Below are 19971 nucleotides of genomic sequence, written 5' to 3' on the forward strand. Positions count from 1 at the left end.
CAGTTTCCCTTGGTAATTAGCGCTTACGACAGAATCGCTTGGTAATTAAGATACGACAAAGTCGCTTGGTGTTAACAGGTGAAATTGAACTTGAGTTCATTCGCACCGACTCAGATGACCAAGAAGTACTTATTGATACTTACACTGTTAACCTTAAAAATGGTGACAAGCGTCTTATCGTAATGAGTGGTGATTTTGATTCACCCATTATTAGCGATTACAGCTATACCCGTGAAACGCTAGAAGATCACTTCAGGTTATTCGCATTGTCTGTAACCATCGATGAAGGTTCTTACGACTTCTATTTAGCCGAGTCTGGCGACCCGTTTGAAGCGGCAAACTTCTTAGGTACGGTAACGGCCTCTGAAATGATTGAGTTTGACTACTGGGATCCAGATGATGACAGCGACTACTTTGATGAAGATGAGTACACCATTTATCTAACAGAGCCAGGAAGTACTGAAGTTCTATTTGAATCACAGACAATAGACTTTGCATACGAAACTGAATACCTACTCACCATGCGTGATGTAAGTGGCGCAATTCAATCAGGTTTGGTTGTAGACACTATTTTGAATTCATCATCAGTGACGGCGTTAACCGATGTTGAAGCAGACTCACAGTACCGTATTTATAACTCGACAAATATTACCACTGCACTTGATGTGACTTTTGGTGGCAACACCGACGAAGAGGATGTTGCATTTTCACTGGATGCCGGGGAATTATCTGAATTCACTGAAATTGGGTATGGCGATTACCGCGTAACAGTAACGGATACCTCTGGTGAAGCCACAACGCTAAGTAATAAGCTTATCACCTTGAACCAAGGTGAAAGTAAAGCAATTCTAATCTACGAAAAAGCGGGCGCACTTGGCGCGGTAACTTTCGTAGAAAGTGGACTGCCTCAAGCGTACGATAAAACAGTGAACTTCATTAACCTTGTTGAAGACTTTGATGATGTGGATTTCTACCTAGTACGTAACGATGAAACTATTGATACTGCAGAATACGACCTACAAAATTTAGAGTTTGGCGAGACTGATAGTGAAGTATTACCGTCTGATTACTACGAAATCATTGCCGTTTACGAAGATGATAACGAAGAACAAATTCTGCTAGACCGTACAGCCTTATTCGGATTTAACGAAGAAGAGAACTATATTGTTACGGTAGAACCCGCAGATACCGCAACTGGCTATGAAATTAACATTTTGTATTAATCACTTATGTGAAAATTATACTAATTGCTAATGCTGGTATGCTTTAAATACCGAGAGTTTCAGTTACCTTTAGAAAAGACTATTACTTCCCTGTAATAGTCTTTTTTTGTTTTAAGGGCTTTTTAAAGGTGGGCGTAAATCCTCATGAGTGTAATTAAAGATCTTCACAAAATTACTACCGATGGCGGGTTATCCTTCAGCGAAAAAGTGGCCCGTTTGCTAGAAATTGGCACTGAGGTATTAGGGCTTGAAACCGGCATTGTAAGCTTTGTGCAAAATGGCACCTACACGGTGGTGCAGGCCATTTCACCGTTGAATGAAATTGTAAGCGGCGCTAAGTTTCCATTATCTGATACGTATTGCGCTGATACCGTGAATGCAAATGGTATCGTGGCCTATAACGACATTGACGTAATGCCAGGCAACAGCCACCCGTGTTATGCGCTCTACACATTAAAAAGCTACTTAGCTACTCCTATACATGTGAATGCGGCGCTATATGGCACACTCAACTTCTCTTCTACTACGTCGAAGAGCGACAGTTTCACAGCCTTAGATTATGACTATTTACTGCTGCTTGCCGACTGGATAGGGGCAGAGGTGGCACGTGAACAAGCGTTGAGTGAAATCATTTCTCAGAAAAATGCCTTAGAAGAACAAAACGCGCTTTTAAACCAGATTACTGAATTGGCGGGTGTTGGCACGTGGGAGCTTGATTTAGAGTCAGGCGGCCTTAAGTGGTCAGCGTCTTTGAAGCGCATGTTACAAATGAACGAAAAGCAAGACATCACCCCATCCCATGCACTTAACTTTATAGCGAATAAAAAAGTACGGAATGTTTACGAATCTAAAATGGAAGAAATTGCCATAAACGGCAATGATTGGGCTTACGAGTTCGAAGTTATTACCGATGGTGGTGAAAAACGGTGGTTGGAGAGTCGTGCACACCCCATTATGAAAAATGGAACCTGCCTTAAAATTATCGGTGCAACTCGAGATATAACTGAGCGATTTAACACCACCCAATCTTTGAAACAAAAAACCGCGATCGCAGAGCAAGCCCTTAAAGCGCGAAGTGAGTTTCTAGCAAACATGAGCCATGAAATACGAACCCCAATTCATGGTGTGCAAGGCATGCTCGAGACCCTTTGCAGTACATCGCTTAATGAAAAGCAAAAAGAGTATACCCATGTAGCTATGCGCAGCGCAGAATCCTTGCTCAATATTGTGAATGATATTTTAGATTTTTCAAAAATTGATTCAGGGCATATGACCTATGATGTTGAGCCTGTAAATTTAAAAGAGCTAATTGAGCAACAAATACCTATGTTTAGGCGTTTAGCCGATAAAAAAGGGATTGAATTTATCACCGAAACGGCGGCGGTTTCAGATACGTTATTTCTCGCTGATTCGTTAAGATTAAGTCAGATACTGATGAACCTTATGAACAACGCGGTGAAGTTCACTGACAAAGGTTCAATTAAAATTAGTACGCGATGTACCAAGTATGGTGCAGGGCGCTTTAGGGTTAAGCTAATTGTTACCGATACGGGTATTGGTATTAGTGATGAGCAGCAAAAAGTCATCTTTTCGCCATTCCTTCAGGCCGAAGAGTCGACACAGCGACGCTTTGGCGGTACAGGTTTAGGCTTAGCCATTGTGAATAATATTGTTGAGCATTATGACGGCAACGTAGAAGTGTCTAGCGCGATAGGGGAAGGGGCTCGATTTATCGTTACCATGACCCTAGATTGTGCAAATGCCGGTGTAATGAAAGAAAAAGCTATCGCAGCAAACAAGGTCACACCGCTTTGCAAAAGAGTGCTGTCAGAATCGCGCGTGTTAGTGGTTGAAGATAACGAAATAAATCAGATAGTCATTAAAGAGCAATTAAAAGAAATTGGTGTGTCGGTAGAGCTCGCCAATAATGGTGCGTTAGGCCTCGCTAAGGTAACAAGTGCTATTGCGCGGAAAAAGCCATACGACCTTATCTTTATGGATTGCCACATGCCAGTGATGGACGGATTAGCTGCCACAAAAGAAATTAGAGCGCTAGGTGAAACCGTTCCTATCATTGCACTTACTGCCAACGCGCTGAGTGGCGAAAAGGAAAAGTGTTTACGAGCGGGAATGAATGACTTCATATCAAAACCTGTAGGCGTTTCGCGGTTAGGGGACTGTATTAACTTCCACTTGTCTTATAAACAGGAGAAGTTTAAAGATCCTGCTTGATAGCCAACTTTTGGCTATCTGCCCCGGCAATGCTGGGGCTTTTTTATGGATGTATTACGGGGGATATAAAATCACAAGACAAAATATAAAATCATGCGTATAATGTGCACCTGCTTCTGGCGCTATTCATGTCATGCGTCATGCGACCCCCTCGCATTTCAGAAACAATGTACTCAATTTCCCCATCGATTAAAAATAATCCAATTTAACGCTATCTCTAGCTCAAAATTTCTGTTATAGTTTCGCGCCCTTTTTATGGGGGTATGTATATAAATTCAACAATGTTTGTTGGGTTTAGCAGCAATAACGACTCGGCAGAGTCTCATAATAGAGCGGAGCACTAACATGATCCAAATGCAAACTAACCTGGACGTTGCAGACAACAGCGGCGCTCGCAGGGTTCAGTGTATTAAGGTTCTTGGTGGCTCGCATCGCCGTTATGCAGGTATCGGTGACATCATCAAAGTTACTGTGAAGGAAGCAATTCCTCGCGGTAAAGTTAAAAAAGGTGACGTACTGAATGCAGTGGTGGTGCGTACTAGAAAAGGCGTTCGTCGTGCAGATGGTTCATCCATTCGTTTTGACGGCAACGCAGCTGTTTTGCTTAACGCAAACAAGCAACCAATTGGTACGCGTATCTTTGGACCGGTAACCCGTGAGTTGAGAAGTGAAAACTTCATGAAAATCATCTCATTGGCCCCAGAGGTACTATAAGGAGTCACGATAATGGCTAATAAAATTCGTCGTGATGATGAAGTAGTCGTATTAGCGGGTAAAGACAAAGGCAAACAAGGCAAAGTCCTTAAAGTGCTTATTGCTGATAACCGTGTAATTATAGAAGGTGTTAATCTTATCAAGAAGCACACTAAGCCAAACCCACAATTGGGTGTAGCTGGTGGAATTGTTGAGAAAGAAGCTTCTATTCACGTTTCTAATGTTGCGATTGTTAACCCGGCAACGGGCAAAGCAGATCGCGTTGGTTTCCGTTTCGAAGATGAGAAGAAAGTTCGTTTCTTCAAATCTAACGGCGAACTTGTTTAATTATATTGGAGAGTACGATGGCGAAACTGCATGATTTCTATAAAGAAACAGTAGTAGCTGAACTTGCTAAGCAGTTCGGGTACAAAAGCGTCATGCAAGTCCCTCGGATTGAAAAAATCACTCTAAACATGGGTTTAGGTGAAGCAATTGCTGACAAGAAGGTGCTTGAAAATGCTCAAGCTGACATGGCGGCTATCGCCGGTCAGAAGCCGATTGTTACAGTTGCTAGAAGATCAGTAGCGGGCTTTAAAATCCGTGAAGGTTATCCGATTGGCTGTAAAGTAACCTTACGCGGCGAGCGTATGTGGGAATTCCTTGAGCGTTTGATTTCAATCGCTATCCCACGTGTTCGCGACTTCCGTGGTTTGAACCCTAAGTCATTCGACGGTCGTGGTAACTACAGCATGGGCGTGCGTGAGCAAATCATTTTCCCTGAAATCGATTTCGATAAAGTGGATAAAGTTCGTGGTATGGATATTACTATCACTACCAGTGCGGACTCAAATGAAGAAGCACGTGCTCTGCTGGACGCGTTCAACTTCCCATTTAAAAAGTAGGGTGTAGGGTTATGGCAAAAGAATCAATGAAGGCCCGTGAAGTAAAGCGCGCTAAGCTAGTAGCTAAGTACGCAGAAAAACGTGCCGCACTTAAAGCGACTATCAGCGATGTTAACGTATCTGAAGAAGAGCGTTGGGACGCTGTTCTTAAGCTACAACAACTGCCACGTGACTCAAGTTCTTCACGTCAGCGTAATCGCTGCCGCGTAACTGGTCGTCCACATGGTTACCTTCGCAAATTCGGTCTTAGCCGTATCAAACTGCGTGAAGCAGCGATGCGCGGCGAAGTCCCTGGCCTTAAAAAAGCCAGCTGGTAAGGAGTAGCTGATAATGAGCATGCAAGATCCTATCGCGGATATGTTTACCCGCATCCGTAACGGCCAAATGGCAGAGAAAGTTTCTGTAGTTATGCCTTCTTCTAAACTTCGCGTAGCAATTTGTGAAGTATTAAAGTCTGAAGGTTATATTACTGACTTCGCTGCATCTGGTGACGTTAAGCCTGTTTTAGAAGTTACGCTTAAGTACTTCGAAGGCAAGCAAGTAATTGACACTATTGAGCGTGTAAGCCGCCCAGGTCTGCGAATCTATAAGAAAAAAGATGAGCTTCCTAAAGTAATGGGTGGATTGGGTGTCGCGATCGTGTCGACTTCTAAAGGTGTGATGACTGACCGTGCAGCGCGTAACGCTGGCATGGGCGGTGAGATCATCGGTTATGTAGCATAACGGAGGAGTTGAAATGTCACGAGTAGCAAAAGCCCCAGTAGACTTGGTTTCAGGTGTAGATATTTCTATCGCTGGCCAAGAAATTACCGCAAAAGGTAGTAAAGGCACTTTGACCCGCGTTTTTAACGACGCTGTAGAAGTTGTACAAGAAGAGAACCAATTGAAAGCACTTCCTCGCGAAGGTTTTTCTGACGCTTGGGCACAGGCTGGTACTGTACGCTCTCTTCTTAACGCAATGGTTCAAGGTGTTTCACAAGGTTTTGAGAAAAAGCTTCAGTTAAATGGTGTTGGTTACCGTGCGCAAGCACAAGGTAGCAAACTAAACCTGACGCTTGGTTTCTCTCACCCAGTAGTATACGAGATGCCTGAAGGCATTACCGTTGAAACGCCTACGCAAACTGAAATCGTCGTGAAAGGCGCCGATAAGCAGGTTGTAGGACAGGTTGCGGCGAACATTCGCGCTTACCGTCCACCAGAGCCTTACAAAGGTAAAGGTGTACGTTACGCTGACGAACATGTACGTCGTAAAGAAGCTAAGAAAAAGTAGGTGGGTGATACGATGGATAAGAAAACAGCTCGCATTCGTCGCGCTACACGCGCACGAGCAAAAATTCGTGAACTGGCCGCGCATCGCTTGGTAATTAACCGTACACCTCGCCACATCTATGCTCAGTTAATCGCTCCTAGCGGTTCTGAAGTATTAGCAGCGGCTTCTACTGTAGATAAAGAACTTGCAAAAGATCTTAAGTCAACAGGTAACGCTGAAGCAGCGGCGATAGTCGGTAAAGCAATTGCAGAACGCGCTAAAGAGAAAGGCATTGAAAAAGTGGCTTTCGATCGTAGTGGTTTTAAATACCACGGTCGCGTTAAGGCATTAGCTGATGCAGCTCGCGAAGCTGGCCTTCAGTTCTAGGAGTTTATAATGGCTAAACAAGAAGTTCAGAACGGTGAACTATTAGAGAAATTGATTGCTGTTAACCGCGTATCTAAAGTGGTTAAAGGTGGTCGTATCTTTAGTTTTACTGCATTGACAGTAGTGGGTGACGGTAATGGTCGCGTAGGTTTCGGTTATGGTAAAGCACGTGAAGTGCCTGCTGCAATCCAGAAAGCTATGGAAAAGGCACGTCGCAACATGGTTGACGTTGACCTTAACGGCCATACGTTACAGCACCCAATTAAAGGTCGTCACTCTGGCTCTAAAGTCTACATGCAACCAGCATCAGAAGGTACCGGTATCATCGCCGGCGGTGCAATGCGTGCAGTACTTGAAGTAGCTGGTGTACAGAACGTACTTTCAAAATGTTACGGTTCTACGAACCCAATCAACGTTGTTCGTGCAACAATCAACGCGCTGACAGAGATGAATTCTCCAGCGAAAGTTGCTGCGAAACGTGGATTGTCTGTATCAGAAATTTTGGGGTAATCAGACATGGCAACGATTAAAGTAAAGCAAACTAAAAGTGCGATTGGCCGTTTGCCAAAGCACAGAGCTACGCTTAAAGGTTTAGGCCTTCGTAAAATCAACCATGTTCGTGAACTGGAAGATACGCCAAGTGTACGCGGCATGATTCACCGTGTTAATTACATGGTCGAAATAGTCGAGGAGTAAGTTATGCGTTTAAATACTATTGCTCCTGCTCCAGGAGCTAAACATTCTGGTAAGCGTACTGGTCGTGGTATCGGTTCAGGTCTAGGTAAAACAGGTGGCGCAGGTCACAAAGGTCAAAAAAGCCGTTCAGGTGGCCGTGTTAAGCCAGGATTTGAAGGTGGTCAGATGCCACTTCAGCGTCGTCTTCCTAAATTCGGTTTCACATCACGTAAGAGCTTCGTTACTGACGAAGTAACTCTTGCAGAAATCGCAAAGGTTGATGGTGATACAGCATCTCTAGAAACTTTAAAAGCAGCTGGTCTTGTGAAAAAAGAGATTCAGTTCGTTAAAGTTATCAAGAGCGGTGAAGTATCACGCGCTGTTACAGTAAGCGGTTTAAAGGTTACTAAAGGCGCTAAAGAAGCGATTGAAGCTGCTGGCGGTAAAGTAGAGGAATAAGCTAGATGGCTAAACCAGGATTGGATTCAGGCGCGAAAAGCGGCTTGAGTGAGCTTAAAGCAAGATTGTTGTTCGTACTCGGTGCGATTGTTGTATTCAGATTAGGTTCTTATGTTCCTATTCCGGGCATCGATCCAGCTGTACTTGCTGACTTGTTCGAGCAACAGAAAGGTACCATTGTAGAAATGTTTAACATGTTCTCCGGTGGTGCGCTTGAGCGTGCATCCGTTCTGGCTTTGGGCATCATGCCATACATTACTGCATCAATTATTATGCAGTTGCTCTCGGTGGTTCATCCACCGATGATAGAGCTTAAAAAAGAAGGCGAAGCAGGTCGTCGTAAAATTAGTCAGTACACACGTTATCTAACGTTGGTATTGGCTATATTCCAATCAATTGGAATATCGACGGGTCTGCCTAACCTAATTAATGGACTGGTATTGAACCCTGGCTTCGGATTCTACTTTACGGCAGTAGTGAGCTTGGTCACAGGAACTATGTTCCTAATGTGGTTAGGTGAGCAAATTACTGAACGAGGTATCGGTAACGGTATTTCTATATTGATATTTGCTGGTATTGTTGCCGGTCTACCAACAGCGATAGGTCAGACGGCAGAACAAGCAAGACAAGGCGACATTAACCTGTTGTTCTTGTTGTTGATGGCTGTGATTGTTATTGCGCTTACATACCTTGTGGTATTTGTAGAGCGCGGACAGCGCAGAATTGTGGTAAACTATGCAAAGCGTCAGCAAGGCCGTCAGGTTTTTGCCGCGCAAAGCACGCATTTACCACTGAAAGTCAACATGGCTGGTGTAATTCCACCCATCTTTGCTTCCAGCATCATTTTGTTTCCGGGTACTATCGCAGGATGGTTCGGACAGAATGAATCTACGGCGTGGTTGCAGGACGTAGCACTTATGCTATCTCCAGGTCAGCCCCTGTATGTGATGTTATACGCAACAGCGATAATCTTCTTCTGCTTCTTCTACACGGCGTTGGTTTTCAACCCGCGTGAAACAGCGGATAACTTGAAGAAGTCTGGTGCGTTTGTACCAGGTATCCGTCCTGGTGAACAAACATCGCGTTATATCGATAAGGTAATGACTCGTCTGACTCTGGCAGGCGCGCTGTACATAACCTTTATTTGTTTGGTGCCTGAATTCATGCTAATTGCCTGGAATGTTCCGTTCTACTTCGGTGGTACGTCGCTTCTAATTATTGTGGTGGTTATCATGGACTTTATGGCACAGGTGCAGACACATTTGATGAGTAGTCAATATGAGTCTGTTCTGAAGAAAGCTAATCTTAAAGGCTACGGCCGTTAAGTTAGCCCCTTAATTTATAAGATAGGGGAGTGATGTAATGAAAGTTCGTGCATCAGTTAAAAAGATTTGCCGTAACTGTAAAGTTATCAAACGCAACGGTGTTGTGCGCGTAATTTGTACAGAGCCGAAGCATAAGCAAAGGCAAGGTTAATCTACGCGGTACTGAATACTCGCAAAGCTAATAAGCAGGGCCTGACTTATACTTATCAGGTTCTGCTGGTTTTGTTTAAAGTGTTCAGAACCTAAATATTTGCAATTTAGTTGACGGGTAAGTATCCTATCGGGCTTTTTAGGTCGTCAACAATAAATTAGAGGAGTGCTGTTAATGGCCCGTATCGCTGGCATTAACATTCCTGAGCACAAGCATGCTGTAATCGCTATCCAAGCGATCTATGGCGTTGGTCCTACACGTGCTAAAAGCATTTGTGTAGGTGCTGGTGTTGCAGAAGATACAAAGATCAAAGAGCTAGACGAAGCGACTATTGATAAGCTTCGTGACGAAGTGGCTAAATTTACCGTTGAAGGTGATTTACGCCGTGAAGTCTCTATGAGCATCAAACGTTTGATGGACCTGGGTTGCTTCCGTGGTATTCGCCACCGTCGTAGCTTGCCTCTACGTGGTCAGCGCACTAAAACAAATGCGCGTACCCGTAAAGGTCCTCGTAAGCCAATTAAGAAGTAAACGGGGAATAAGTTATGGCTAAAGCACCAGCTCGTAGTACGCGTAAGCGCGCTAAACGTCAGGTTGCAGACGGTATGGCTCATATCCATGCGTCTTTCAACAACACAATTGTGACTATTACAGACCGTCAAGGCAATGCATTAGCATGGGCGACATCTGGTGGTTCAGGTTTCCGTGGTTCACGTAAATCTACCCCATTTGCTGCACAGGTTGCTGCAGAGCGTGCAGGTGTTGCTGCACAAGAATACGGTCTTAAAAACCTAGAAGTGTTTGTAAAAGGTCCAGGTCCAGGCCGTGAGTCTGCGATCCGTGCTCTTAACGCTACTGGTTATAAGATCACAAATATTACCGATGTGACACCAATTCCTCACAACGGTTGTCGTCCACCGAAAAAACGTCGCGTTTAATCGACGGACAGTTGGAGAAAGATCATGGCAAGATATTTGGGTCCAAAACTCAAACTTAGCCGTCGCGAAGGAACTGATTTGTTCCTTAAGAGCGGCGTTCGCGCAATCGATTCTAAATGTAAAATCGATACAGCGCCTGGTCAGCATGGAGCCCGTCGTGGCCGTTTGTCTGACTACGGTGTTCAGCTGCGTGAAAAACAAAAAGTTCGTCGTATGTATGGCGTTCTTGAAAAGCAATTCCGTAACTACTATAAAGAAGCTGCACGTCTAAAAGGGAACACAGGTGAAAACTTGTTACAACTTTTAGAAAAGCGTCTTGATAACGTAGTTTATCGTATGGGATTTGCTAGCACACGTGCAGAAGCACGTCAGCTAGTTAGCCACAAGGCGATCATGGTAAATGGTCAAGTTGTGAACATTCCATCATTCAACGTTTCTGCCGAAGACGTGGTTTCTGTTCGTGAAAAAGCTAAGAAGCAAGCTCGTATCGTAGCTGCTTTGGAACTGGCTGACCAACGCGAGAAGCCAACTTGGATTGAAGTAGACAGCACTAAAATGGAAGGTACTTTTAAGCGCCTACCAGAAAGAACTGATTTGTCTGCGGAAATTAACGAACAGTTGATCGTTGAACTTTACTCTAAGTAAAGCTAACTAAAGAGGAAGCATTGTGGGTTCTGTGACTGAATTCCTTAAACCGAGATTAGTTGAGATCGAAAACGTTTCTCCTACTCGTGCCAAAGTAACTTTGGAACCACTAGAGCGCGGCTTTGGCCACACTCTAGGTAACGCCCTACGTCGTATCTTGTTGTCATCCATGCCAGGATGCGCAGTTACTGAAGTAGAAATTGATGGCGTTCTTCACGAGTACAGCACCAAAGAAGGTGTGCAAGAAGACGTAATTGAAATCTTGCTAAATCTTAAAGGTTTAGCGGTTCGCCTTGAAGGTAAAACTGAGGCAACCCTAACTCTAGTGAAATCTGGCGCTGGCCCTGTTGTTGCTGGTGACATTCAGCATGATGGCGACGTAGAAATTGTTAACCCTGACCACTTAGTTTGTACTTTAACTGGCGAAGCTGAAATCAGCATGCGTATTAAAGTAGAAATGGGTCGCGGTTATGTACCAGCTTCTACCCGTCGCTCCTCTGAAGAAGATGATCGTCCAATTGGTCGTTTGTTAGTTGATGCTTCATACAGCCCAGTAGAGCGTATAGCTTATAGTGTAGAGTCTGCCCGTGTTGAACAACGCACAGACCTAGACAAATTGATTATCGATATGGAAACGAACGGTACTTTAGATCCTGAAGAAGCGATCCGCCGTTCTGCGACTATCCTAGCTGAACAGCTTGATGCATTCGTAGATTTACGTGATGTGTCTGAGCCAGAAGCGAAAGAAGAGAAGCCGGAATTTGATCCGATTCTACTTCGCCCAGTTGATGACCTAGAGCTAACTGTACGTTCTGCTAACTGTTTAAAAGCAGAAGCTATCCAGTACATTGGTGACCTGGTTCAGCGTACTGAGGTTGAGCTACTTAAAACGCCAAACCTTGGTAAAAAATCGCTAACTGAAATCAAAGATGTTCTAGCATCTCGTGGACTTTCTCTAGGTATGCGCCTAGAAAACTGGCCGCCTGAGAGCATCGCTGAAAAAGATTAATCAGGTTTTTAATAAACTGATTTGTAGAGAAGGATAAAACTATGCGCCATCGTAAGAGTGGTCGTCAGTTGAATCGCAACAGCAGCCATCGTCAAGCTATGTTCAAGAACATGGCCGGCTCTTTGGTCAAGCACGAAGTGATCAAAACGACGTTACCAAAAGCGAAAGAATTACGTCGCGTTATTGAGCCTCTTATCACTATGGCTAAGCAAGACAGCGTTGCAAACCGCCGTTTAGCTTTCGCCCGCACTGGTGATAAAGAAGTTGTTGGTAAACTATTCAACGAGCTTGGTCCTCGTTACGAAGCTCGCCCAGGCGGATACACTCGCATTCTTAAATGCGGACTCCGTGCTGGCGACAATGCCCCTATGGCATACGTTGAACTAGTAGACCGTCCAGTTGTTGAAGCTGAAGAAGAAGCAGTAGAAGCAACTGAAGAGTAATAAATACTCTTAATTCTGAGTTATCAGAATTATTAAAAAACCCGGCTTAGGCCGGGTTTTTTGTTTTTAGTACATTTCTTTTATTAAATAGAGACGAATAAGAGACGAGTAAGAGTTGAAAATGTTATTATGAAACAGCTCTTTTTAATATAAATAGGGCGAAAGGAAGCGATTAAGACAAAGAGATGAATCTGCAGCATGCTTAAAAATACTTCACTGAAAGAGTTTGGATATAATTTTCTGGGCCCTATTTTATCTGTTTATACCTCAAAATTAGTTGATAAACTGAAACCCATACCAGGTAAAACTAAAGTGTTTCACCTAGCTAGGGAAGGTTATGCATTAAAACAGGCGTTTAATATCGTTGATGAAAACAACACTTCTTCAGACTATCTCTACGTTTCTCGAACCTTTCTGTTTAGGATTACGTTGGATATAGAAAGTAGTTGGTCAATAAGTGTTAAGCATAGTTTCGATGGTTTGCTCGGAGAGTTTTTTAAATCTCGATATGCGTTCACATCAGAGCAAACTGAAGCGATATTATTAGGTTATGATAAAAGCTCAAAGATTAAACTGCCGCGAGACTATACGAAAGTCGTAGAAATCCTCAATGAAAAAAAGAGTGTTATCAGTGACATTGTTTCTACAACTCGTAGCATTTATCAAAACTATTTGTCATCAATAGGTTTCACTGACATAGAAATTACGCCGGTTGTTACCGATGTTGGCTATTCGGGTACGATTCAAAAGCTTCTTGCCATGATAACCAAGCGTGAAATATACGGTGTCTATATGATCACTACTGCTTCCGGTGAAATAGATATCGATGGTTATACAGTTTCCATAGATCATGTATACAAGACAAATGTGAACATGGGGGGAGGGTATATGATGCTAGACCGCTCTATGTTTCTTGAGTCTCTTCTAACGGCCCCAAATGGTCAATTTGTAGATATCCTCTTAGATAAAAATAGTAATAAATATCACTTTTGTTTTGGTAAAAGAACATATACACAAGAGAATTTTACAGATCTTGAGATGTTGCTATCAGGTGCACTAGAGTGCGTTTTTGATTGTCACGTCAATAACATTCAATATTCAATAGAAGAAGTTGAAACTATATTTAACGCCCATGTCACACAACGTAACCTTTTACCTCGTGCCTCATGGCCGTTGTTTGAATTAGATGATGCAATCTCTGGGCAAGGTAATTTGAATCCATTAGATTTCTTTGGGTTATAGAATGCGAAATAAACTAAGAAAAATTGTACGACGTGCTCAACAATCATTTGAAATGACAACTCGTCCAAAGGTTGCAAAGGCTTTTAAAAGAGCCGTCGCTGAGGGGTTATTCGATGTGGAGTGGTATCAAGAACACTATGGTACTTTTCCGCATCCGTTAGCAGCATTTAATGACTATAACGAAAAATCTAAATCTTCTAACATAAATCCGTCTGCACATTTCGATACCGAATTTTACTTACGCAGTAATGTAGATATTTACCTAGGTGGAGTTGAGCCTTTAACACACTATATGTACCACGGTAGATATGAACACAGAGCCTCTTCAGGTGTGATTAATCGGTGGTTACCATCTACCCAGTTGCTTGCTAAAGAAACGGGTAGCTGGAAGCAACAGAAAATAGCTATTGTTTTACACATTTTTTACCCTGACTTTGTTGAGAAGTTTGCAGCTTCTCTTAAGCGTTTCCCAACTGAAGTAGATGTGTTTGTTACAGCCGCTACTGAATCAATAAAAACTAGCTCTTTAAAAACGTTCAATGAGCTTCAAAATGTAAAAAAAGTAAAAGCAGTTTTATGTGAAAACCGTGGACGAAATTTTGGCCCTTTTCTAGTTAACTTCAGTAATGAACTACTAGATTACGATTTAATGTGCCACTTGCATTCGAAAAAATCCTTGTACAGTGGACGAGAACAAACCCAATGGTTCGATTATCAGAATAATTACTTATTGAACGATAAGCATGTTGTGAAATCAGTTTTGCGCTTATTTGACGAACAAAAAGAGCTAGGAATCTATTACCCAACATCGTTTTGGATGATGCCAGCATGGGTAAACCATTGGACATGCAATAAAGGTTATGCTGAAGGCTTTGTTAACAAATGGGGCATAGATATAAGTGATAATTTCTTAAATTACCCAGTTGGGGGAATGTTTTGGGCTAGACCTCAAGCCTTGGCGCCATTGTTGAACGAAAATTATACCTACAGTGATTTTCCAGAAGAGCCTCTTCCCAATGACGGTAGTTGGCTACATGCCCTAGAGCGAACATTAGGCTTGTTAGCTGAAAAGCAAGGCTACCAACAGTTTTTTTACTATCCACCTCAAGGCAAATTTACCACTGATAAATCATATATATCGTCAAGTTACTACAAGTCGCCTGAAGGTTTGCAGTCGGATATACAAAATTTTGAGATCGTTTCGTTTGATATTTTTGACACGGTATTGAGAAGAGAATTTTCTGAACCCGATTACGCGAAATTTAAATTAGGTAAGGAGCTAGTAGTAGCAGGCTACTTTGTGTCTGAGTTGGATTTCATAACACAGAGAAATAACGCTGAGCTAGCGTGCAGAAAACAACGAAACTTCGAAGGTGATGTAAATATCTATGAAGCTTATGAAAAATTATCTGAGATATTAGACTTGGACAAAACGCTGACAGAAGATTGGGCTAATAGAGAATTTCATTTTGATTTATCAATGGCGTTACCAAAAGAAGAAATGGTCAAGATAGTCCAAGAGCTTTATGCAATGGGCAGAGAAATCTGGTTTGTTACCGACATCTACTACACCAAAGAGCAAATTGCCACCATGTTACGAAAGATAGGTATTGCGGTACCGTATAAATTATTCGTAAGTTCTGATTTACGAAAGAGAAAAGATGCAGGCACTATGTGGACCTTCATTAAGGGGTTAGTAGATGAATCTAAGAAAAGTTACATCCACGTTGGTGACAATGTTCGCTCTGATGCACAAATTTGCGGAGACTTTGGTCTGCAAAATGTACACATACTAAACCCCATGGATAAATGGGCAATCGCCGGATTTGAAACGCCCCTTCTTAACAATGAGAAGAGTATTCTCAAGTGGGGAAAACAAATTTCAAACTTTGGACGGTATCCGTTTTTCGGGGAATAGCACAAAAATATCTGGATATAGAATGATTAACGCAAGTTTTCTCAGTAAAGTTGGAAAGAGCAGTGTGCGCTCGGCCGATGATATACGCGTAAAACTAGTAGCTATAGCAAAAGACGAAGGCGCTTATTTTACTCAATGGGTACATCATCACTTATTTTTTGGCTTTGATGATATCGAAATATTTATCAATCGTACAACAGACAACTCTTCTGAAGTATTAGATGATATTTCGCGCTCATATCCAAGTGTGACTTGGGATAGCGCTGACTGGGTAGATATGTGCCCAGAAGAAGCAAAGAAGCAAATCCAGTTTGTTGTTTATAATAAAGTTTGGCATGAAGCTAAAAAAGACAATGAATTTACTCATATTATTTTTCTAGATATTGACGAATATTGGATCCCAAGACACTTTAATATATCGATAAAACAATTTTTGGCAGATTTTTCCGATGATGATGTCATATCGTTCGAGTGGTTGAATGACATGGGGACTTTGCCAAAACTATCACATGTACCCAGAACAATATCTGGGAATTTGTCTCCATTAGTCAAAACGATTTATCCGCTGCATGCACCTGTTAAGGAATTACGCCACCACGTGCCGCTTTTTTCAAAAAAAGTAGCTCATTTATTGGCTAATAAAGTAGATTTTCGACCAAGACCATCTCTTATTCAGGCCGTCTCTCCAGAGCTGCAAAGCTTGAAGGATGCCTTTATCTATCATCGAGCACACCGTTCAGCTGAAGAATATGTATCTCTATTACTGAGAGGCAGGCCTGGAGATGCTTTTCCTTATAAGACGAACAGATATGGTTTGCCTGTAAAAGATGATATGCATAGAGAGATAGAGTTGCCGCTAGATGCATTTTTAAAGTACGAACAAAGTTATGTGAATTTTGAAAGGAAAACTAATTACTTCAATCATAAACTATCAGCAGAATCATTTGTCGAAGAGCGCTACAAGGCTTCTTTAGCTAATTTAGCGAAGCATTCATTGGCGAACTATCCATTAATGATGCAGATGTTTAGGGGAGTAAAGCTACCAGAAGTTACAAAAACCTTTAAAGATGTCCGCAAAAATTTAATTAGTTTCAGGCCAGACGATTTCCGTTTTATCCGAGATTTAGCAATTGATGCTGCTTCTCAAAATATTGATGAAGCTATCGAATTGATGGAACAAGCTAGAGAGTTAAATCCTACTGGCTCCATTATTCTAAAAAAGCTTGATGAGTTTAGAGCATTAAAAGGCCAGTAATATTAAGCTGAATTGAAGGTTGTTAGGTGAGTAATAAACCCAAATTAATTATACATGTCGGGCCTGGAAAGACAGGCTCTTCTGTAATACAGGAGTGGTTGTCCAGCAATAGGAAATTGTTACTTGACGAAGGGTATCTATATCCTAAGCACAAAGTGGACAAAAATGGCATAAGCTCTGGTAATTTTAGAAGTATCTTTTCCGAGGATAAAAATGGTCGTTTTATTTTCGATGTTGATAAAGCCAGCTCACTTATTGAGCACGCTGAAAGGGACGGAGTCGAATATATTCTTCTGTCATCAGAAGCCTTTATAAATTTAGTAAAGCCTTTGGCTGAATATTTTGAAGATGTCCATTTCATTTTTTATCTGCGAAATCCAATTGAATCTAGTGAGTCATTATATAATCAATCTGTTAAACGTCATTTTAATACCTTATTAATCACTACACCTAAAGTCGTAAGTTTCAACAAGTTACTCAAGTTGCATGAATTAACGAAGAGTTTTGCTCATAGATTGAGTTTGCGTTTCTATGGAGATAACTTTTTTTCAGGTGGTAATATCGTTCAAGATTTCTTAGAGACCATTGGCCTTAGAAGAATAACTGTTACCAATGCAAAAGTTATCAACGGTTCATATTCGTTTGAAGCTCTAGAATTTAAACGTTTACTTAATCAGTTTCCCTTAATTGAGTTACATCAAGAACTAGATATTTTTCTGCAACAATATCAGGGGGATATATCATCATTTTCAGTATATTCAGAAGAGCAGTTTGAAGAGTATAAGGGCAAGGCTACAGTAGCACTAGAGAATATGTTCTCGTTATTAGGTTTAGAAAATTCTTCATTTCAGAAGGTAGTTGAGGAACAGACTCAGCGAGAGAGATTCTCTCAAGTATTGTCAGAGCCAGCAGCGTCGAAAATACTGCAATCAATGTATGAATATTCTCCATCACTATTTTCACAAGTACGAAATATTGTTTCTAGTAAATACCTTTCATTTTTAGATTTCAGCCCTTTAAATGATCAAATGTTTGATTATATTGCAAGACCAATCAGCCCTATGAAGCGTAGCCTTTCAACGCTAATGAGAAAATTAGTAAAGCCAGAGGTCTCCTACAGTCTTACTGGTAGTCCGACTCGTGAAAATATAGCTTCATTAATGCAGGCATTGAGAGTTAAGCGACATATGGATGAGGGGAAGTTTTTGAGAGAACTAGCGCTATACTTCGAAGCCGAAGGTGATATTCTTCAAGCGTTCAAATATATGAATAGAGCAAAATTCTTTAGACCCCAAGGTGAGCTGATAAATCGAAAACTCTGCGAATATGCAGATGTCATTAATACAATAAATATTAAGCAATTTGAATAATGTCTTTAAATAATATGAACTTAATCGTTTCACTAACCACTTACGCGAAAAGAGCTAACACTGTTCACAAGACTATTATTTCACTGTTAAATCAAACAGCAGAAATTGATAAAATCGTCTTGTGGCTAGATAAAGACGAATTTACGGATAATACTATTCCGGCTATGTTGGCTGACCTCCGTTCAGAAAGGTTTGAGATAGACTACTGTGAGAATATAAGAAGTTTCAAAAAGCTGGTACCAGCTATCAAAAAGTACCCAAATGCGACTATCGTGACAGTAGATGATGATTTTGAATATCCCCCGACACTCATAGAAAGTCTTTTAACGTACCATTCTTTGTATCCAAATTGTGTTATTGGCGCAAGAGGAAGGGTTATTCGAGTTGAAGATAAAGAAATAAAACCTTATCCCGACTGGCAATTTATACAACTAGAGCATGAATTAAAAAGTAAGCTAGCAATAATACCGATTGGTTATGCAGGCATCTTATATCCCCCTGGTGCCTTACATAAAGATGTAATTAAAGATTCGTTGTTTCAGTCATTGTGCCCAACAGCTGATGATTTATGGTTCAAGGCTATGGCCATGTTGAACGGGACGCCAACAGTAATTATCCCAATTTCTAGAACGGCTTCAATGCACCCTATAGATGGTACGCAAGAGGATGCATTGTATTTATCGCATAATGCGGGTGATGCTAATACGAAGCAAATGAAGGCAATAGTATCGCACTACGCGAAGCTCCAAAAACTTTTTGTGTCGGATTCATTTTCTGCTTGTGTCACTAACGGCTACGAATATGTTAAATTAATTAATTCTATTGCCAATGAACCGAAAGACATGAATTTGGGTTTACTGAGTAAGTTTGTAAACGAGTTAAGGGACGCAGCTATTCTATTAGAAGATAAGAATATTTTCCTTTCTAAAAAACTGATGGAGTTGGCTAAGAAAGGAAGGCCTACTGGTTCGCTTATCAATAAGAAACTTGCCGAATATGAACAGAAGATCAAGAAGTAATATCATGGACTCTCAAGACCGAAAAAATGTTGCGATGATGGGATGCTTTCGTAGCGGGACCAACTTTGCTAAAGCTCTATTAGAGCAAAACTATTATTGTAATGTTAAGAATAACGTTTTTGGTTGGAAACATGGTTTTCTTCCAATCATATCCTCTGACTCTAATGCCAGTTACTCTTTCGATTACGACAAGGCATTTTTTATTACAAAAAACCCCTTTTCGTTTTTATTTTCCTTATTCAAATACCATCAAGAAGTTAAAAGAAACTTAAAAGCACCGTTGATCTTCAAAAACTTTATAAGGTCAAAGATTATAGTGTTTGATCAGGCTAATCCTCGCTCGCCCGAATTGAGGTTTTCCAGTCCCGTAGATTTTTGGAATGCTATGAATTGGAATTACGCTTCTCACAAAGACTTTGTTCATATTCGATATGAAATGTTGATTGAAAAGCCTGAATTTATCATCAATAAAGCGGCTGAAAAAATGTCTTTGGAACGGACTTCCGGCAATTTCTTTGTTCCAGAGAAAAAAGTTAAGCGCATAAATGATGGTGAAGTTTTATCTAAAGCTGATGATTATCAAACTAAAGAAGCCTTTGATAAATCGAGTTACCTATCTCACGACTATATGGCGTCTTTTGATAGTGATGATATTCGGTGTGTTATGAAAGAGCTAGATAGCGATCTTATATCAAGGTTAGGCTATAGCGAACTTATCGCATCCCTCAAGTCATAACCCTTCTTACTACCGTAAAGGCGCTATCTTTAATAGCGCCTTTAAAGCTTTACCCTGTGACTAGAAAAATAAAACCTCTTCTTTTCAGTGCTATAAC

25 protein-coding genes are annotated in these 19971 nt (G+C 41.4%); all 25 read left to right on the plus strand.

Annotation, left to right across the window (positions count from 1 at the left end):
- Window positions 1-38 precede the first annotated feature (38 nt).
- The 25 genes from J5X92_RS18655 to J5X92_RS18775 all read left to right on the plus strand — a co-directional run bounded on the left by J5X92_RS18655 (window position 39) and on the right by J5X92_RS18775 (window position 19874).
- On the plus strand, window positions 39-1223 hold the full coding sequence (locus J5X92_RS18655) for a DUF4397 domain-containing protein (RefSeq protein ID WP_244361081.1): 1185 nt from the start codon (window positions 39-41) through the stop codon (window positions 1221-1223).
- 144 nt (window positions 1224-1367) lie between these two features.
- The gene (locus tag J5X92_RS18660) at window positions 1368-3455 is read left to right on the plus strand and encodes a PAS domain-containing hybrid sensor histidine kinase/response regulator (RefSeq protein ID WP_208806285.1); all 2088 of its coding nucleotides are present in this window, start codon (window positions 1368-1370) and stop codon (window positions 3453-3455) included.
- 345 nt (window positions 3456-3800) lie between these two features.
- Window positions 3801-4169 (plus strand): 50S ribosomal protein L14, encoded by a 369-nt coding sequence (gene rplN / locus J5X92_RS18665; RefSeq protein ID WP_013786228.1) that lies wholly within the window; start codon window positions 3801-3803, stop codon window positions 4167-4169.
- A gap of 12 nt (window positions 4170-4181) precedes the next feature.
- Window positions 4182-4496, plus strand: a complete 315-nt coding sequence (gene rplX, locus J5X92_RS18670; protein WP_013786227.1) for a 50S ribosomal protein L24 — start codon at window positions 4182-4184, stop codon at window positions 4494-4496.
- Window positions 4497-4513: 17 nt separating this feature from the next.
- The gene (gene rplE, locus J5X92_RS18675) at window positions 4514-5053 is read left to right on the plus strand and encodes a 50S ribosomal protein L5 (protein ID WP_013786226.1); all 540 of its coding nucleotides are present in this window, start codon (window positions 4514-4516) and stop codon (window positions 5051-5053) included.
- Window positions 5054-5064: 11 nt separating this feature from the next.
- A complete protein-coding gene (gene rpsN / locus J5X92_RS18680) occupies window positions 5065-5370 on the plus strand; it encodes a 30S ribosomal protein S14 (RefSeq protein WP_013786225.1) in 306 nt (101 codons plus the stop codon).
- 13 nt (window positions 5371-5383) lie between these two features.
- Complete coding sequence (gene rpsH / locus J5X92_RS18685; protein ID WP_013786224.1) at window positions 5384-5776, plus strand: 30S ribosomal protein S8; 393 nt, start codon at window positions 5384-5386, stop codon at window positions 5774-5776.
- A gap of 13 nt (window positions 5777-5789) precedes the next feature.
- A complete protein-coding gene (gene rplF / locus J5X92_RS18690) occupies window positions 5790-6323 on the plus strand; it encodes a 50S ribosomal protein L6 (RefSeq protein WP_208806286.1) in 534 nt (177 codons plus the stop codon).
- Between the two features lie 12 nt (window positions 6324-6335).
- The gene (gene rplR / locus J5X92_RS18695; RefSeq protein ID WP_041453128.1) at window positions 6336-6689 is read left to right on the plus strand and encodes a 50S ribosomal protein L18; all 354 of its coding nucleotides are present in this window, start codon (window positions 6336-6338) and stop codon (window positions 6687-6689) included.
- Between the two features lie 9 nt (window positions 6690-6698).
- Window positions 6699-7199 carry a 30S ribosomal protein S5 gene (gene rpsE, locus J5X92_RS18700; RefSeq protein WP_013786221.1) on the plus strand — a complete coding sequence of 167 codons (501 nt, stop codon included), beginning with the start codon at window positions 6699-6701 and terminating at the stop codon, window positions 7197-7199.
- Window positions 7200-7205: 6 nt separating this feature from the next.
- Window positions 7206-7385, plus strand: a complete 180-nt coding sequence (gene rpmD / locus J5X92_RS18705) for a 50S ribosomal protein L30 (protein ID WP_013786220.1) — start codon at window positions 7206-7208, stop codon at window positions 7383-7385.
- Window positions 7386-7388: 3 nt separating this feature from the next.
- A complete protein-coding gene (gene rplO, locus J5X92_RS18710; RefSeq protein ID WP_013786219.1) occupies window positions 7389-7823 on the plus strand; it encodes a 50S ribosomal protein L15 in 435 nt (144 codons plus the stop codon).
- Between the two features lie 5 nt (window positions 7824-7828).
- Entirely contained in the window at window positions 7829-9148 is a 1320-nt protein-coding gene (secY, locus tag J5X92_RS18715; RefSeq protein WP_013786218.1) for a preprotein translocase subunit SecY, read from the plus strand.
- A 37-nt stretch (window positions 9149-9185) separates the two neighbouring features.
- On the plus strand, window positions 9186-9299 hold the full coding sequence (rpmJ, locus tag J5X92_RS18720) for a 50S ribosomal protein L36 (RefSeq protein WP_013786217.1): 114 nt from the start codon (window positions 9186-9188) through the stop codon (window positions 9297-9299).
- A gap of 174 nt (window positions 9300-9473) precedes the next feature.
- Complete coding sequence (gene rpsM / locus J5X92_RS18725) at window positions 9474-9830, plus strand: 30S ribosomal protein S13 (RefSeq protein ID WP_013786216.1); 357 nt, start codon at window positions 9474-9476, stop codon at window positions 9828-9830.
- 14 nt (window positions 9831-9844) lie between these two features.
- Window positions 9845-10237 carry a 30S ribosomal protein S11 gene (rpsK, locus tag J5X92_RS18730; protein ID WP_013786215.1) on the plus strand — a complete coding sequence of 131 codons (393 nt, stop codon included), beginning with the start codon at window positions 9845-9847 and terminating at the stop codon, window positions 10235-10237.
- A gap of 24 nt (window positions 10238-10261) precedes the next feature.
- Window positions 10262-10882: a 30S ribosomal protein S4 gene (gene rpsD, locus J5X92_RS18735; RefSeq protein ID WP_013786214.1), complete on the plus strand. Its 621-nt coding sequence runs from the start codon at window positions 10262-10264 to the stop codon at window positions 10880-10882.
- A 19-nt stretch (window positions 10883-10901) separates the two neighbouring features.
- Window positions 10902-11891 carry a DNA-directed RNA polymerase subunit alpha gene (rpoA, locus tag J5X92_RS18740; RefSeq protein WP_041452624.1) on the plus strand — a complete coding sequence of 330 codons (990 nt, stop codon included), beginning with the start codon at window positions 10902-10904 and terminating at the stop codon, window positions 11889-11891.
- 41 nt (window positions 11892-11932) lie between these two features.
- A complete protein-coding gene (rplQ, locus tag J5X92_RS18745) occupies window positions 11933-12334 on the plus strand; it encodes a 50S ribosomal protein L17 (protein WP_013786212.1) in 402 nt (133 codons plus the stop codon).
- A 198-nt stretch (window positions 12335-12532) separates the two neighbouring features.
- The gene (locus J5X92_RS18750) at window positions 12533-13576 is read left to right on the plus strand and encodes an HAD family hydrolase (RefSeq protein ID WP_208806287.1); all 1044 of its coding nucleotides are present in this window, start codon (window positions 12533-12535) and stop codon (window positions 13574-13576) included.
- Between the two features lies 1 nt (window position 13577).
- Window positions 13578-15494: a rhamnan synthesis F family protein gene (locus J5X92_RS18755; protein ID WP_208806288.1), complete on the plus strand. Its 1917-nt coding sequence runs from the start codon at window positions 13578-13580 to the stop codon at window positions 15492-15494.
- A 22-nt stretch (window positions 15495-15516) separates the two neighbouring features.
- A complete protein-coding gene (locus J5X92_RS18760; RefSeq protein ID WP_208806289.1) occupies window positions 15517-16749 on the plus strand; it encodes a glycosyltransferase family 92 protein in 1233 nt (410 codons plus the stop codon).
- Between the two features lie 26 nt (window positions 16750-16775).
- Window positions 16776-18119: a hypothetical protein gene (locus J5X92_RS18765; RefSeq protein ID WP_126871764.1), complete on the plus strand. Its 1344-nt coding sequence runs from the start codon at window positions 16776-16778 to the stop codon at window positions 18117-18119.
- Complete coding sequence (locus J5X92_RS18770) at window positions 18119-19138, plus strand: glycosyltransferase (RefSeq protein ID WP_126871765.1); 1020 nt, start codon at window positions 18119-18121, stop codon at window positions 19136-19138. Before J5X92_RS18765 ends, J5X92_RS18770 begins: the two co-directional genes overlap by 1 nt.
- A 4-nt stretch (window positions 19139-19142) precedes the next feature.
- Window positions 19143-19874 carry a hypothetical protein gene (locus J5X92_RS18775; protein WP_126871766.1) on the plus strand — a complete coding sequence of 244 codons (732 nt, stop codon included), beginning with the start codon at window positions 19143-19145 and terminating at the stop codon, window positions 19872-19874.
- The last annotated feature ends 97 nt before the right edge of the window (window positions 19875-19971 follow it).

This window comes from Alteromonas sp. K632G (assembly GCF_017653625.1).
In the GTDB taxonomy this organism is placed as follows: Bacteria; Pseudomonadota; Gammaproteobacteria; order Enterobacterales; family Alteromonadaceae; genus Alteromonas; species Alteromonas naphthalenivorans.